Source organism: Bacillus sp. LQ01 (assembly GCF_057624735.1).
The window spans coordinates 1701057-1715804 of sequence record NZ_JBYEZL010000001.1; the positions used below are offsets into that span (position 1 = coordinate 1701057).

A 14748-nucleotide genomic window follows, 5' to 3' on the forward strand; every position below is an offset into this window, starting at 1 on the left:
GCTACCTTCTTACAATTGTTCAAGTAACGCTAATTCGCCCTCTACAAATAACATTAGTTCTTTAATTGTTTCGCCAGAAAAATCAAAACGAATTCCAGCTGCTTTATATACTTCCGGTAAAGATTTAGAGCTACCTAATGATAAGGCTTTTTTATAATTTTCTAGTGCTTGTTTAGGATTTTCTTTATATTGCTTATACATTTGTAGCGAACCAAGTTGTGCAATTGCATATTCAATGTAATAGAATGGTATCTCGAATATGTGTAGTACAGGTAACCAGCCAGTTGCGATCCAATTTTCATAACCCTCAATATTTACGATGTTCGATTGGTAAGCGTTATGTAATTCTAAATATTTTTCATTTCTTTCTTTAGCGGTATGATTAGGGTTTTCATACATCCAATGCTGAAATTGATCAACGATAAGCATTTGTGGTAAATACTTAACAATATTTTTAAAGAAATCTAATTTTGCTTCTATAAATTCTTCTTTATTTTCATAAAAAATATCCCAATACTCCATCGAAAACAATTCCATTGTCATGCTAGCAAGTTCTGCTGATTCTGAAGGGATTTCTAAATATTTATGAAGCTCTAACTGCTTCATACAATCATTATGAATACTATGACCCATTTCATGGAGGAAAGTAGTAACATCATAATGTGTATGATTGAGATTCATAAAAATAAAAGATAATTGAGAAGCAGGCAAATATTCGCAAAATCCTCCTGGTCCTTTTCCTTTACGACTTTCTAAATCTAAGCAATTATTTTTATGCATACGGTCCAGTAATGTAGAAAATTCAGGATCTACTTTGTGTAAAATAAGAGAACTTTTTTCGATTAAATCACTCGCGTCTTCGATAGGTTTTAATGCTTTTTGATTTGGTGCGGTTGCTTTTAAATCCCATGGAAGAAGGGTATCTACTTGAAGTTCACATTTTTTCTCATTAAATATTTTATCAATAAGTGGTACTACGTATTTACGAATAGATTCAGCAAGCTCATAGCAGTCATCAGGCGTATAATCAAAACGTTCATGTTTTTTAAACATATAATCACGATAATTATCTAACTGAATGTTTTTTGCTTTTTGGTGACGAATTACGATTAATTCATTTAATATATGTTGTAATTTATCTTCAACAGATAAGAACTTTTCGGAAATAAGCGTTTTTGCTTTTTTTCGTATATCACGATCTGAATCTTGTAAGTAAGACTGTAGTTCAGTAATTGTTTTTTCTTCACCGTCCCATAGTGCAGTTAAACCACCTGTAATTTCGAAGTAATCTGTTACTAGTTTGTCTTCAGTTATCTCTAAATCAATGTTCTTTTCACAAAATAATGTTTGCGCATTCTTTATTTTTTTATTTAGTAAGCTATTCGTATTTAGATCAAGTTCCATTCGAAAAGGTGACTCTAAATATTTATTATCAAATGAATTTTGATAACGTTTCAAAAGAGGTCGTACATATTGTTGATCATATTCGTAAGTATCTTTAATTTTTTTATTATCTGTATTACATTGGAAAGCGATATAGTGCGATTTTAATTGTTCTTCAATTTCCCAAATGAAAGTAGATTGTTTTTTTAACCAGTTTTCAAGTTCTAGCTTGGAAGAAATCACTTCATTTAATAAAGTAGAAAGAGTATTTTCTAATTCTAGTACATTACTAATATCAATCGTATTTACACGTTGCAATATATATCCCTCACTTTTTATTTACTTAAGGAAGTATTCTTCTTCTTTACTACAATCCCTTTTTTTCCTAAGAAGTTTGTGCCCACTACTCCAAGAACAATCAAGATTGTTCCGATGATGTGATAGTATGCGATTTGTTCATGTAAGAATACAACACCCGCGATAATTGTAATAAGTGTAGATAAGTTGCTGAAAACACTTATTTTAGCTGCTTCAATATAAGATAACGAATAGTTTAATAACAATGCGGTTAGTAAAGAAGATAGCAAACCTAAATATAAAATGGAAATAAGAAATGTTCCGTTCATAAATGGTTTAAAGTATATAGTTAATGTCCCTTTGTTTATATGGCTGACGATAGCAATTAAATTAAAACTAATAAAGCCAATCGCTGTCATTGTGTAGGTTAAATCCATTAGCTTGAAATTATTCGCCATTTTTCGTGCTAATACATTATAGAAAGCAGATGATAATGCCGATAACAAAATAAGAATAACGCCGATGACGCTAGTTTCATAAGCCCCTAGACCATTCATTATAAATATATAAATGACACCGATGACGGAGATGAGTACAGAGATTTTTTGTGATGTATTCGTATACTCTTTCAAAAAATAGGAAGCTAACATCATCGTAAATATAGGGATCGCCGCTTGTATAATTCCCGCCTCAGATGAACTTGTATACACTAAGCCAAAAGCTTGAAAAGCAAAAAAAAGTGCTGGATAAAATATCGCAATTGGTAAAAGGGAAAGTATGTTTTTTAATGATATATTTAACTTTATGAATCCAAAAATAACCGGAATATTTGCTGCTATGAAAGCAACTGTAAAACGATGAGCCAGAGTATCAAGAGGGCTTGTAATGGTTAGTGTTAGTTTCACGAATAAAAAGGAAAATCCAATAATAAATGAATAGAGTAATGCTGATATATATGCTTTTGTTGTATTTTTCATAATTTCACCTCATAGTAGTTAATTTCTTACTGGCCAGTATACGTACATAGTAATCTTTTTGATCTAGTGCTACAATGTGAACAAATACAAACTGTACCGGTACAAAATAAACGTAAGAGGTGTCATAATGTATAAGTATTTACATGTTTTAAATGATATAGAAAACATGATTCAACATGGAGTGATAAAAGAAGGAAAGAAATTACCGTCTATACGGTCACTCGTTACACAATATGAATGTAATAAAGCAACAGTTATACGAGCACTTCACGAATTAGAAAAGCGTCATATTATTTATTCCGTGCCTCAAAGTGGGTACTACGTTGTTAAAAAATCTGGAAATACCATAGAAAATAACGTGATAATTGATTTCGCTTCTTCAGCACCAGATCCAGATGTTTTCCCATATTTAGATTTTCAACATTGTATTAATAAGGCTATTGATACGTATAAAAATGATTTGTTTGTATATGGAACGCCGAAAGGGTTACCATCTTTAATACCAGTTATTCAAAAACAACTAGCAAATTATCAAGTCTTTACAAAAGAAGAAAATATTTTTATAACGTCAGGTGTTCAGCAGGCACTTGCTATATTAACTTCTATACCATTTCCGAATGGAAATGAAACTGTATTAATTGAACAGCCAACATATCATCTATATATTGATTATCTAGAAATAAATAAAGTTCCTGTAATCGGTATTAAACGTACGAATGAAGGTATCAATTTGAATGAATTGGAGCAAATATTTCAAACTGGAAAAATAAAATTCTTCTATACGATACCGAGATATCATCATCCGCTTGGAACGTCTTATTCTAAAGATGAGAAAGAAAAAATCACACTATTGGCTAAGAAATACAATGTATTTATAGTGGAAGATGATTATTTAGCAGATTTAGAAACTGATTCAAAAGCAGATCCGTTATATAGCTTGGATAATTGTAGTCATGTCATATATTTGAAAAGTTATTCGAAGATTATTTTTCCAGGTTTACGGGTTGGAGTTGCGGTCATCCCACGATCCATTGCAAATGCTTTCTATACATACAAAAAAATACTAGATATTGATAGTCCGATGATTTCTCAAGCGGCTTTAGAAATTTATATAAAGAGTGGTATGTTTGAACGTCATAAAAATAAAATTAAATCTTCCTATCACAATAGATCTAAAAAATTAGCAGAAACACTAGAAAGAACTCATAGTGAAAACCCACTTTTATTCACATATAAAAAGCATAATACAATTGGAATTCATACTTGTTTAAAATTACATAAAACGAGTATTTCAGAAATGTTTTTCCAAAGACTAAGTGAAAAACAAATAAGTATTGATACAATTGATAAAAATTATGTGAGAGGTTTTCCGAAAGAAAGACTATTAAAGTTAAACGTATCGAATGTAAAGGAAGATAGGATTGAAGAAGGAATTCGTAAAATAATAGAGGAAATCAAACAATTGGAACATATATCCTTCCAATTTAAAAAAGAAAAAAATGAATAAGTAGCTTTGTTGTGAGACGCAAAATAATTCTTTTGTTTGTGTGTATCGCTATAATAATTGAAGCTATTGTTGTAACTGAATATTATAATAAGGATGATAATTATAATCCTTCAAAGATACATGGATCGATTTATTAGAAGATAATTCCTAAAGCCAATGCTTAATTAAGGTTATGGCGGGTGTAAACCAATTAGAACGTGATCTGATCCGTAGGTGGAAACATAAAGGGATTGAACTGAATAAGAAAGAAGGGAAATTTAAAGGTTGGTTAAAGAAATACCATAAAAATCATGCAGGAATGAATTATGCAGTAAAGCTTTATGAAGAGGTAGATATGAATGTAAATCAAATTTGTGAAATTACAAATGTGTCTAGGGCCTCATTATTTAGAAAGCTATCGGAAAGGAACAGTTGATGAGTTATACTAAAAATCAGAAATATATAATAAGGGATAAATTCCATAGAGAGGTGGAATTACATGCCTAAAATTGATAATATGTTAGCGATTCTATGGATGCTTCGCTCAGGTAAAAAAATTACTGCAAAACAAATTTCAGAAAAGTTAGAGATGAATATAAGGACTGTGTATCGTTATATTGATACAATTTCAACAAGTGGTGTACCTATAATTTCAGAACCAGGACATAACGGTGGATACACGTTATTAAACAATTTTATTGAGGCTCCTCTTTTTTTTGATTTTGAAGAGCAAACTTCACTATTTCACGCTGCTGTTTTTGCAGAAGAAGCCGGATATTATGGAGGTGAAGCATTAAATAGGGCCATTTCAAAACTAAGTAAATACTCAAATCAAGAGCAGGAAGCAAAGATAAACCGACATTTAAGTAGTCTAGAAGTAATAAGTCGATTTAGTTCATCCTCTATGGAACATTTTTTGAAGGAGTTGGAGGAGGCCGTAACTGATGGGTATTCAGTAAAAATTCTTTATTATAAAAGTGGGAAAAAGCAATTAAATTATAGATTGGTCGATCCGTACAGAATTATCTATTGGAATAATAGGTGGTATGTGATTGGATTTTGTCATCTTAGGAATGATATCCGTAGTTTTAGGGTAGATCGAATTGAAAATTTAATGCTAACCGAAAATAAGTTTAACCGGCCAGAAAATTTTTCAGCACGTGACTTTTTTATAAAAAATCTTCTTCCAACTATAGAAGATAAGGAAGGGATTATTTCTTTGGTTATTAGTGGGGATAAAAGTGTATTGGATGATATTTGCCGACATTGGTTTTTAGGACATTATTTACAAGTGCGAACTTCAAATCAAGCAGTTTTTCTTCTTGAAAAAGATATGATACATACATATGTACCTTATTTACTTTTACCGTACAATAAATCTATTAAAGTTATTGAGCCAATAAGTCTTAAGAAAAGACTTATTGAAGTTCTGTCGGAATTAATAAAATTTCATGAAGTATGATAACTTCCCTGACGTTAACTGTCAGGGAAGTTATATTATAATATCCATATCAATTGTGATTGGAGTGATATGGGATGCAAACAAAAAAAGTTTTTCTATATGTATTTAATACAATGTCGGACTGGGAATATGGATATTTAATTACCGAACTAAATTCAGGAAGATATTTTAAAAAAGATTTAGTACCTTTAAAAGTAATTACAGTAGGAGCTAATAAAGAAATGATTACTACTATGGGGGGACTGAGCATAAAACCAGATATTTCCCTTGATGAATGTACTTTTGAGAGTAAAGATCTTTTAATTTTACCAGGAGGGACTACTTGGAGTGAAGAGATTCATCAACCTATCTTGGAAAGAGTTGGCCAAGCTTTAAAGTTTGGTACTATTGTTGCTGCAATTTGTGGTGCAACTGAGGCCCTTGCAAATATGGCATACTTAGATACTAGAAAGCATACAACTAATAATTTAGAATACACTAAAATGGTATGTCCTAACTATAAAGGAGAAAAGTTCTATGAGTTGGGATCTGCGGTATCTGATGCGAATTTAGTTACTGCATCAGGAATAGCTCCTCTGGAATTTGCGATGGAAGTACTGAAAAAATTAGATGTATTTGCACCAGATACATTACATTCATGGTATAACCTAAATAAAACTCACAAACCTGAATACTTCTTCCAGTTAATGAATTCAATAAATTGCTGAACTAAAAAATCAACTAAGCAGATTTATATTTATTTAAAAAATAACCATGCTCTAGACAATGTCAAAGCATGGTTATTGAATATAACTTAAAAATGGTTATAAAGTAATGAAAATTCCTTAACGTTGTATATTCGTATTTTCCTGACGTTACCTCTATAAAAGGAAATATGATAACAATCATACACCGGAAGTGATAGAACTGAGTTATAAAAAGTAGAAGAAAAGTGTTACGATAATACTTTTTAGAGCACTCAATTGTTGAGTGCTCTTTTTGTTTATATAAAAACAAAATGGAAATAAACTACCAATAGGTGATATCCTTAAAGTATAGCATTTACTTTGAATAGGAGGGTGATGGAGTCTATGGGGGTACGTATAGTCGATGATTTACAGCAATTATCGTTATTACTAATGTTTTTAAGTACATTTATATTTTACAGATATTTAAAAAGGGTTAGACGAGAGAGAAAATTGACTGGTTTTGAATGGACAATGTATTTTGTCACTCAATTTGCGACATTAATTTGGGCATTCACTTATGTTATTAAACACTTAGCTGAATCATAATTTCTATTCATTTAATCTAGTGTATTGTTATCTATTAGGGATATAAATATAGTCTGTATCTAAATCAATGACAACATCGCTTAGGACTTCTTCTTGTAGTAATTTGGGGAGTTTTTCATAGTGATACCGTACACAAAATAAGCTTAGAAGATCTTCGTTAGATAACTCTTCACTTTTAACATTTAAATACATTGTTTGTATTTCGTGTAGAGAACAGTTAAAGCCAATAACATACTCATTAATTCCATATCTATCAAATTCAATTATCATATTATCACTGTTGGGTGCTAGCCAACGTTATAGCTTAAATTTTAGATGAATTTATTATACATTGTTTGAAATGTAGTGAGAATATTTTTTTATAAAATGAGAGGGTTATAAATGGAATAAAATAAATTAGTTTTAGAAGGACCAAAACGGCTTAAGTGGGAAACGCGCGAAATTAAATCTATACAGGATGATGAAATTATCGTAAAAACAATCGCAGGTGCAATAAGTATTGGAGCAGAGTTACCACAGTATAAAGAATGGGATGTTTCAGATACAAATCCTATCTATCCTAGAAAAACTGGATATGAAAGTTATGGTGAAGTTATTCAAGTTGGTAATAAAGTAACAAATTTAAACGTAGGTGATAAAGTAGTTTCTTTTTATGGGCATGAAACGATAGGAATAGTAAAGGGAGATAAAGTAATTCGAGTGCCTAGTTATATAAAACCTAAAGTTGCTTTATTATCTATTCTTTCGTGTGATGCTGCTAAAGGGGTATTGAAGCTAGACCTACGACAGGATGAAAAAGTTCTTATTACTGGAATGGGAGTTATCGGTTTACTCGCTTGTTATTTCTTAAAATACTATATAGGTGTTGAGCATGTGGATGTTGTTGAGCCTAATAAAAATAGAAGAGAATTTGCAAAGAAGTTTGGTGCGAAAAACCTCTTTGATTCAGAAAAACAAATAATAGAAACATATAATTACGGTTTGGAATGTTTTGCTACAAATAGAGGGTTTCACACATTACAAAAGGCTATTAATAGTAATAGAGCGATATGTATTCTTTCTGATGGTAATATAGAAGACTTAACATTAACCGCCGACTTTTATCGAAAAGAATTGAAAATCATTGGTTCAAGTGATGGATATGGTTACCAAAAACATGCAGATTGGTGTTTTAGTCAAATAGAACAGACGCCATGGATAGAAGAGATTTTTCAACATGAAATTCATTATACTGCACTTGAAAAATGTTTTGAGGAATTAAGTCAAGGAATAATTACTCCTTTAAAAGTATTTGTCTCATATGAATAAAATGACAACGTACTTGTCACGTAGCTCACATATATTTTGTCATTAATATGATAATAAAACGAGGAGTAGCATGTACTTGTTAATTTTTAATAGGCACAACGGGTTGTTGCTCTTTCATTATGTACAAATCGTATATTATCTTTCTCAATGTACATATTAAGTAAAGTATTTAATATCACGTACATAAAAGGCGGGGTAATATGGATGGAAATAAGAAAAATGAAGAATTGAGTAAATTTAAGAAACTATGGTTTAATGAAGATAATCAACCAGTAGCTGGTATAGAGCTAGCTTTACCGCCTGATATAGGCAGCATGTTAGACTCGAAATCAGTTGATGATCAAAGTGGAGAAAGTAATAATGAATAAGTTTAATCTATACGCATCCATTTGGGTGCTTTTGTTTTTTTGACAATAGAAAATAGATCATCAAATTCTTATTGAAAAAAGATGGATCTAAATAGATCCATTTTCTATATATGTAAGTTTTAATCTTCACCAAAAAGTTTAAAGTGCATCTAGAATGCTAATAACATTTACCATTAAAGGATTGGGCTATTATGCATATTATTGTTGAAAGCATTATTTTAATTCTCACTGGGATTCTTGCATTAAAAATGACAGGTAGTAAATCTGTTAGCCAAATGACAAGAGCTGAAATCATTATAGTAGTATCAATTGCGCGTATTATTGTAGAGCCTGTATTAAGTAGGAAAGTAGTCCCATCTATATTTGCAGCTGTAATATTTGCAAGCGTACTTCTTATCATTCATTTCTTTGAACTGAAATCAAGGAAGGCGGAACAATTCCTAAATGGCAGTAGCTTTGTAATTGTTGAAAATGGAGAGATTATTAAAGCGAACTTGATGAAGGCAAAAATGTCTGAACAACAACTTTATATGCAATTAAGAGAAAAAGGAATACATGATTTAAAGATTTTGCAGCAAGTTACAGCTGAGCCGAATGGGCGTATTGGTTATCAATTAATAGAGAAAGCTCAACCGATAACTTTAGAAATGTTAGAAAAAACATTAGATCAGCACAAAATAAAAAGATAATTTCTTATGTGAAATGCCAATATACAATTGAATTATTGGCATTTTTTATTTTTTCTAAATGTAAAAGTTAATATTTAGAATAGATATTCAGCCAATCTTTAAATTAGATATAGGCTTATTAATATGCTATATTCAATGGAGCTATAGTGACTGTGGTGAAAAAAGCAACGTTAAAATAAATAGGTCTTTCATGTGATATTAAACATGAGATAAGAATAAGGAGATAAAAATAAAATGGAATTTTGGGAATCAAGTTTTATTGAGAAACAAACAATGTGGGGATTTGAACCTACAGAATCTGCAATTTTAACAAAAGATTTTTTTCTAGAAAAGAACATTAAGGACATATTAGTTCCCGGTATTGGATATGGTAGAAACGCAAAGGTATTTATCGAAAATAGTATAAATGTAACAGGTATTGAAATTTCGAAAACAGCGATCGATTTAGCAAGAGAAAACGGACTAGAAGATGTTAGTATGTATCACGGTTCAGTAAACAAAATGCCTTTTGATAATAAACTGTATGATGGGATATTTAGTCATGCACTTCTTCATTTGTTGAATGGACACGAAAGAGAGAAATTTATTGAAGATTGTTATAATCAGTTAAAACCAGGAGGATATATGGTTTTTACAACTGTTTCTAAAAAAGCTCCCATGTACGGAAAAGGAAAACAGTTGGATAAAGATTATTATGAGATAATGGAAGGTGTAAAAATGTTCTTCTATGATTCTGAATCTATAAAAAAAGATTTTAATCAATATGGATTAGTACAAGTTTCGGAAATTGATGAACCAAATAAGAACATAGTAAATAAACCTTCAATCAATTTCTTAATGATAAAATGTATGAAAGAACGATAACTAAAAGTTATTAAGAATGATTAAAGATGTTTATATATTGATTATGCACAAATAAAAAGGACAAGCATATAATATAAATACCTTTTAACTTTAAGTAACCTTAACTTTCGTTAATAGGGTATCTCAAAATCCCCAAAAGAGCACTTGCGGAAACAAGTGCTCTTTTATTTTTTTGTTTCATAAATATTTATACTTGCAAATTTCGTGCAATAAAAATAAATCTGAGAGAAATAACCATATCTTTATTATACGATTATTTCTGAACTACAAACGTTATAGCATTTGTTTTTAATTGAATGTGTCTTTCATTACGAACCATATTATAAGCTAATTCTTTTATTTCAACTTTTACTTCTTTCCATCCTTTATAAATACTTTTTAATAGATGTATCATTTCATCAGTTGGGAGATTAATTTCAATTAAAGCTTCTAATTCTTCATTCGTTTTTAAAACAATTTCTTGTATGTTAGAGTTAATAATTAAACAATTAATACCGCCGTTTTTTGTCCCTTGTTTCATAGAATGGAGCACTTTTTTAAAATCTTCTTTTGATTTAACATGCTCTAAACTTGATACTGCAACGATATAATCATAAGCGTTAGAGTCAATATGATAGTTTTCAATTTCTGCTTGTTCTGTTTTTATAACCTCGAATACATCATGTTCTTTACTATAAATTTTTAGCTTTGTTAAAGCGGAATCAAGTAAATCAACACATGTAACAGTGCCATTATAATTTTTTATTATTTGTGCAATTGGAATGCTATTTCTACCGATGCCAGAGCCAAGATCAAGTACTTGCAAGTTGTTTTGTCCTTCAAAGTGATCCATCAAGTCCATAACTGTTTTAACCGGTTTGTACAGCCAAGAGCCAATTTCAAATAGTTTATATTGTTCATAGCAAAGGCCGTGATATTTCTTTTCTTCTTGTCTTATGTAATCGATACGGTTCACATTGTTTCAGCTCCAATATTTTTATTGCAAAATGAATAGGTGGGACAGCCTTTAACATTTGTTTGAATTCGAAAAATACCACCAGCATGTGGATACTCTTTTAATTCGTCATCAGTCATTCTTGTTCTGGCTGTTGTAACATATAAATCTGTTAAATTAGGTCCTCCAAATGTACATGATGTTACATATAAAGCTGGAATTGGAATATTTAATATTTGTTCTCCAGTAGATGGATTCCATCTAGTTATTTTTGAACCTCCCCAATGTGCAATCCATAAACAGCCGTCTTCGTCAATTGTCATACCATCAGGTAGACCATCATTTTCAGAGAAAATGATTACATCAATTGGATTATGAATGTCTCCAGTACGTATATTATATTGATAGCGAACCACTTTTTTAGTAGGTGTATCTATAAAGTAAAAGTATGTATGATCAGGTGACCAAGCAATTCCATTTGATGTATTTACATGTGAAACTTTTTTCTCTACACTTAAATTATGATGTAAACAATACAAGGAACCTGCAGCATTCATACCGTATGTATCTGTAGAACCTGCCCAGAAACGACCAGCTGGATCACATTTTCCATCATTGAAACGATTTTCTATTAAATGTGGTTCAGGGTCAAAAATATGTGTCAGTTTTTCGGTATTTATATTAATAGAATAAAAGCCTTTTTCCATAGCTAAGAGTAGTACATCCTCTAAATATGGAACAACACAGCCGATTTGTTGATTGAGTGCAATTACTCGGTTCGTATTAGCGGTAGGATTGTATATGCATAATTTTCTCTCCATAATATCAACCCAATATAAAAGTTGCTTTTTTTCATTCCAACATGGTCCTTCAGCTAAACTTGCTTTAGCATCTAAAACTAATTCTATATTACTGAACAAGATGTTCACCTCGCGTTATAAGATATTAATATAATTCGATAAGAATAGAGGTAAACCTTTTAGTCAAAGGATATTAAAATTTATGCTGTAGAAAAATGACCTTCTCACAAGTGATTAAAAAAGTGTATAAACAAGGAGAGGAAAATGCATATGATGTTTTATGAGATTGTTTGCTTTTCTTGTAAGAATATATTTCGTGTTTACGAAGGCAGTGAAAAATATAAGCGATTTAAAGAAAAACCAAACGGGGCATATTGTTGTGATGAGTGTAGTCATAAAATTCAATTAGAAGCGATAAAGAATTTTTTTAGGTAATTATATGTTTTTGATTCGGAAAAGTTTGACAATAAAAGTGTTATAAATTATCATATTAAAAAACTAATATTTAAAATGGCATGGAAGAGAAGAGTAGTTAAGAAAGAATACGTACAGAGAGCTCTGGTAGCTGAGAAAGAGCGGTATACATCTTAACGAAAAAAGACTTGGAGCTGCGCAAGGAACTAATTTATTTAGGGATGGTGCGACGGGTTCTCCCGTTATAGAGATAGGGTATAAGCATATTTTGCCGTACCTGAAGAGGTTAATATGGTGACATATTAACAAACTGAGGTGGTACCGCGAAGCTAACAACTCTCGTCCTCAAGATGAATAATCTTGGGGGTGGGAGTTTTTTTATTGCATAAAACTGAGAATACGAAAACAAAAAATAATTGAGGTGAGCAATAAATGCATTGGGCGTATGAAGTAGCACATGAATTAATTAGGAAACATCCAAATAAAGAAACGTTTGTTTGTGCATCTGGAATTAGTCCTTCAGGTTCTGTTCATATTGGGAACTTTCGTGAAATCGTAACGACTTATTTCGTAGTAAGAGCACTTCAAGGTTTAGGGAAAAAGACTCGTTTTATATTTTCGTGGGATGATTATGATCGATTTAGAAAAGTTCCAAAAAATATTGATCCATCTTTTGCAAAGTATATTGGTATGCCATACTGTGATATTCCAGATCCGTCTGGATGTCATAACTCGTATGCGGAGCATTTTGAAAAAGAGTTTGAAAAATCGCTTCAAGCATTTGGAATTGAAGTAGAATTTATTTATCAATATGATGAATATAGAAGCGGAAGGTATAACAAAAATATTTTAGAGGCTTTGTATAAACGAAAAGAAATATATGATATTTTAATGGATTTTAAAACTGGAGAGTCTAGTGAAGAAGAGCGAAACGATTTTTATCCAGCTACATTATATTGTGAGAGGTGTGGAAAAGATACAACAACTATTACACATTTTGATGAAGTATTAAAAACAGTCCGGTATGAATGTGAATGCGGAAATGAAAAAGAGTTATCCGTATTAAATACAAATAAAATGAAACTAAACTGGAAAATCGATTGGCCGATGAGATGGATGATAGAGGATGTTATTTTTGAACCGGGTGGAAGAGATCATTCATCAGAAACAGGCAGTTATAATGTATCGAAAGAAATTGCAAGGAAAATATTCAATCGTGAAGCGCCTCATTACGTTGCTTACGATTTCATTGGTATTAAAGGGAATCATGAAAAAATGTCTAGTTCTTCAGGGAATAGCATTACACCAAGCGATTTATTGAAAGTGTATATACCAGAAGTAATTCTCTTTATGTTTGCCAAATACAAACCAGGCGCTGCTTTTCATATTGGGTTGGATGAAGATGTGATTCGTAATTATACAGAGTATGAACGATTGAAAGATAGCTATGAAAATAAAACGCTCAAAAATGAAGATTTATTTGATGCAATTAAACTCTCTAAAGTTGATAGCGAGTTTAAAGAATATCCGAAATTTAATCAAGTAGCAGGAACGTTACCATTATTAAATTTTGATTCTACGATTTTACAGGGGATATTAAAGAAAATAGATAGGAGCTATGCATTAGATGAAATGAGAGCGATAAGTAATCGCGCAGAGTATTGGATAAGAAACTTTCAATCTGAAAAATTAATTGCGGTAAATCAGGAGAAAAATAAAGAGTTTTACTATACATTAGATGAAAGGCAGAAAGAATGGCTAGTAGAAGTTTGTAAAATACTTCGTTCTAATAAAGATTACTCTAACTTAATGGAGCAATTATATGCGATTTGTCATCATGAAAATAAAAAAATAATGAAAGAAAATCAAAAACAATTATTCACTATTATATATAAGCTCATTATGAATCAATCAAATGGTCCTCGTATACCATTATTAATACATGTAGTAGGCATAGAAAAATTCATCACACTATTAGATTTCTAAAACACAGTTAAAAGCAACGCAAGTACCAAAATTTCTAAGTACTTGCGTTGCAAATTTTACTATCGTGAATACATTTTCGGACATTCATCACCACTTGGTTCATAAAAACAATGGCTTTTAAACTGTCCTACAAATGGCTGATTATACCATTCAGGTGGACAAGCTCCAACTGGACGGAAATACCAAAGAGCCCATCGTGCAGGCCAGCGCCATTGACCTTGTAAAACTTTTCGTGCGATTTCTTTTTCTGATTCACGAGCGCGTTGATAAAAATATCCATATTGTACTGCTTCAAATCCGCCGGGGCTTTGATATACAGCATCTCGTACGGTACGGAGTTGTTTAAAATCTAAGCAATCACAAAATACACGGTTTACTACAACGCATCCAACTAACTCCTCACCTTGGCGACCTTCGCCTTCAGCTTCAGCACGAATTAAACGAGCTAGTAAATCAACATCACTTTCGTTGTATGGAATAAGGGGCATAGTGATACCACCTTTCTG

At 31.2% G+C, this 14748-nt stretch carries 16 protein-coding genes, 1 pseudogene and 1 other annotated feature; of the genes and pseudogenes, 11 read left to right on the top strand and 6 right to left on the bottom strand.

What is annotated here, in order from left to right:
* Positions 1 to 9: 9 nt before the first annotated feature.
* Both AC22L0_RS08770 and AC22L0_RS08775 read right to left on the bottom strand, forming a co-directional pair.
* Entirely contained in the window at positions 10 to 1701 is a 1692-nt protein-coding gene (locus AC22L0_RS08770) for a M3 family oligoendopeptidase (protein ID WP_087965868.1), read from the bottom strand.
* 17 nt (positions 1702 to 1718) lie between these two features.
* Positions 1719 to 2657 (bottom strand): DMT family transporter, encoded by a 939-nt coding sequence (locus AC22L0_RS08775; RefSeq protein ID WP_087965870.1) that lies wholly within the window; start codon positions 2655 to 2657, stop codon positions 1719 to 1721.
* 127 nt (positions 2658 to 2784) lie between these two features.
* On the opposite strand from AC22L0_RS08775, the gene AC22L0_RS08780 reads away from it, so the two are divergent.
* The 5 genes and pseudogenes from AC22L0_RS08780 to AC22L0_RS08800 all read left to right on the top strand — a co-directional run bounded on the left by AC22L0_RS08780 (position 2785) and on the right by AC22L0_RS08800 (position 6879).
* Positions 2785 to 4164, top strand: a complete 1380-nt coding sequence (locus AC22L0_RS08780) for an aminotransferase-like domain-containing protein (RefSeq protein ID WP_000280133.1) — start codon at positions 2785 to 2787, stop codon at positions 4162 to 4164.
* 106 nt (positions 4165 to 4270) lie between these two features.
* Positions 4271 to 4579: pseudogene (locus AC22L0_RS08785) on the top strand (helix-turn-helix domain-containing protein); the annotation flags it as partial.
* Positions 4580 to 4642: 63 nt separating this feature from the next.
* Positions 4643 to 5605 carry a helix-turn-helix transcriptional regulator gene (locus tag AC22L0_RS08790; protein WP_001124139.1) on the top strand — a complete coding sequence of 321 codons (963 nt, stop codon included), beginning with the start codon at positions 4643 to 4645 and terminating at the stop codon, positions 5603 to 5605.
* A gap of 74 nt (positions 5606 to 5679) precedes the next feature.
* The gene (locus AC22L0_RS08795; protein ID WP_001193605.1) at positions 5680 to 6312 is read left to right on the top strand and encodes a type 1 glutamine amidotransferase family protein; all 633 of its coding nucleotides are present in this window, start codon (positions 5680 to 5682) and stop codon (positions 6310 to 6312) included.
* A 363-nt stretch (positions 6313 to 6675) separates the two neighbouring features.
* Complete coding sequence (locus tag AC22L0_RS08800; RefSeq protein WP_000538968.1) at positions 6676 to 6879, top strand: hypothetical protein; 204 nt, start codon at positions 6676 to 6678, stop codon at positions 6877 to 6879.
* Between the two features lie 27 nt (positions 6880 to 6906).
* Here AC22L0_RS08800 and AC22L0_RS08805 read toward each other — a convergent pair whose 3' ends face one another.
* Positions 6907 to 7149, bottom strand: a complete 243-nt coding sequence (locus AC22L0_RS08805) for a hypothetical protein (protein WP_033667972.1) — start codon at positions 7147 to 7149, stop codon at positions 6907 to 6909.
* 171 nt (positions 7150 to 7320) lie between these two features.
* Here AC22L0_RS08805 and AC22L0_RS08810 point away from each other — a divergent pair, with 171 nt between their 5' ends.
* The 4 genes from AC22L0_RS08810 (at position 7321) to AC22L0_RS08825 (ending at position 10108) form a co-directional block, all read left to right on the top strand.
* Positions 7321 to 8187 carry an alcohol dehydrogenase catalytic domain-containing protein gene (locus AC22L0_RS08810; protein ID WP_227751904.1) on the top strand — a complete coding sequence of 289 codons (867 nt, stop codon included), beginning with the start codon at positions 7321 to 7323 and terminating at the stop codon, positions 8185 to 8187.
* A gap of 227 nt (positions 8188 to 8414) precedes the next feature.
* Positions 8415 to 8555 carry a hypothetical protein gene (locus AC22L0_RS08815; protein ID WP_487272280.1) on the top strand — a complete coding sequence of 47 codons (141 nt, stop codon included), beginning with the start codon at positions 8415 to 8417 and terminating at the stop codon, positions 8553 to 8555.
* Positions 8556 to 8746: 191 nt separating this feature from the next.
* Positions 8747 to 9244, top strand: a complete 498-nt coding sequence (locus AC22L0_RS08820) for a DUF421 domain-containing protein (protein ID WP_000547583.1) — start codon at positions 8747 to 8749, stop codon at positions 9242 to 9244.
* A 234-nt stretch (positions 9245 to 9478) separates the two neighbouring features.
* Positions 9479 to 10108, top strand: a complete 630-nt coding sequence (locus tag AC22L0_RS08825; RefSeq protein ID WP_000397591.1) for a class I SAM-dependent methyltransferase — start codon at positions 9479 to 9481, stop codon at positions 10106 to 10108.
* 253 nt (positions 10109 to 10361) lie between these two features.
* On the opposite strand, the gene AC22L0_RS08830 is transcribed toward AC22L0_RS08825, so the two are convergent.
* Positions 10362 to 11063, bottom strand: coding sequence for a class I SAM-dependent methyltransferase (locus AC22L0_RS08830; RefSeq protein WP_001079476.1), 702 nt, complete (start codon positions 11061 to 11063; stop codon positions 10362 to 10364).
* A complete protein-coding gene (locus AC22L0_RS08835; RefSeq protein ID WP_000492419.1) occupies positions 11060 to 11962 on the bottom strand; it encodes an SMP-30/gluconolactonase/LRE family protein in 903 nt (300 codons plus the stop codon). Before AC22L0_RS08835 ends, AC22L0_RS08830 begins: the two co-directional genes overlap by 4 nt.
* A 144-nt stretch (positions 11963 to 12106) precedes the next feature.
* Here AC22L0_RS08835 and AC22L0_RS08840 point away from each other — a divergent pair, with 144 nt between their 5' ends.
* Positions 12107 to 12277, top strand: coding sequence for a DUF2197 domain-containing protein (locus AC22L0_RS08840; protein WP_000551047.1), 171 nt, complete (start codon positions 12107 to 12109; stop codon positions 12275 to 12277).
* A 72-nt stretch (positions 12278 to 12349) separates the two neighbouring features.
* Positions 12350 to 12606, top strand: a binding site (T-box leader).
* An 82-nt stretch (positions 12607 to 12688) separates the two neighbouring features.
* Positions 12689 to 14242, top strand: coding sequence for a lysine--tRNA ligase (gene lysS, locus AC22L0_RS08845; protein WP_000558624.1), 1554 nt, complete (start codon positions 12689 to 12691; stop codon positions 14240 to 14242).
* Between the two features lie 59 nt (positions 14243 to 14301).
* Here lysS and AC22L0_RS08850 read toward each other — a convergent pair whose 3' ends face one another.
* Complete coding sequence (locus tag AC22L0_RS08850; RefSeq protein WP_001128402.1) at positions 14302 to 14730, bottom strand: cell wall hydrolase; 429 nt, start codon at positions 14728 to 14730, stop codon at positions 14302 to 14304.
* Positions 14731 to 14748: the final 18 nt, after the last annotated feature.

Excerpts from the sequence above, each read along its gene's own strand:
- AC22L0_RS08800 (WP_000538968.1), top strand. The coding sequence starts at position 6,676 with ATGGGGGTACGTATAGTCGATGATTTACAGCAATTATCGTTATTACTA.
- AC22L0_RS08850 (WP_001128402.1), bottom strand. The coding sequence starts at position 14,730 with ATGCCCCTTATTCCATACAACGAAAGTGATGTTGATTTACTAGCTCGT.
- AC22L0_RS08840 (WP_000551047.1), top strand. The coding sequence starts at position 12,107 with ATGCATATGATGTTTTATGAGATTGTTTGCTTTTCTTGTAAGAATATA.
- lysS (WP_000558624.1), top strand. The coding sequence starts at position 12,689 with ATGCATTGGGCGTATGAAGTAGCACATGAATTAATTAGGAAACATCCA.
- AC22L0_RS08820 (WP_000547583.1), top strand. The coding sequence starts at position 8,747 with ATGCATATTATTGTTGAAAGCATTATTTTAATTCTCACTGGGATTCTT.
- AC22L0_RS08805 (WP_033667972.1), bottom strand. The coding sequence starts at position 7,149 with ATGATAATTGAATTTGATAGATATGGAATTAATGAGTATGTTATTGGC.
- AC22L0_RS08795 (WP_001193605.1), top strand. The coding sequence starts at position 5,680 with ATGCAAACAAAAAAAGTTTTTCTATATGTATTTAATACAATGTCGGAC.
- AC22L0_RS08825 (WP_000397591.1), top strand. The coding sequence starts at position 9,479 with ATGGAATTTTGGGAATCAAGTTTTATTGAGAAACAAACAATGTGGGGA.
- AC22L0_RS08790 (WP_001124139.1), top strand. The coding sequence starts at position 4,643 with ATGCCTAAAATTGATAATATGTTAGCGATTCTATGGATGCTTCGCTCA.
- AC22L0_RS08780 (WP_000280133.1), top strand. The coding sequence starts at position 2,785 with ATGTATAAGTATTTACATGTTTTAAATGATATAGAAAACATGATTCAA.
- AC22L0_RS08775 (WP_087965870.1), bottom strand. The coding sequence starts at position 2,657 with ATGAAAAATACAACAAAAGCATATATATCAGCATTACTCTATTCATTT.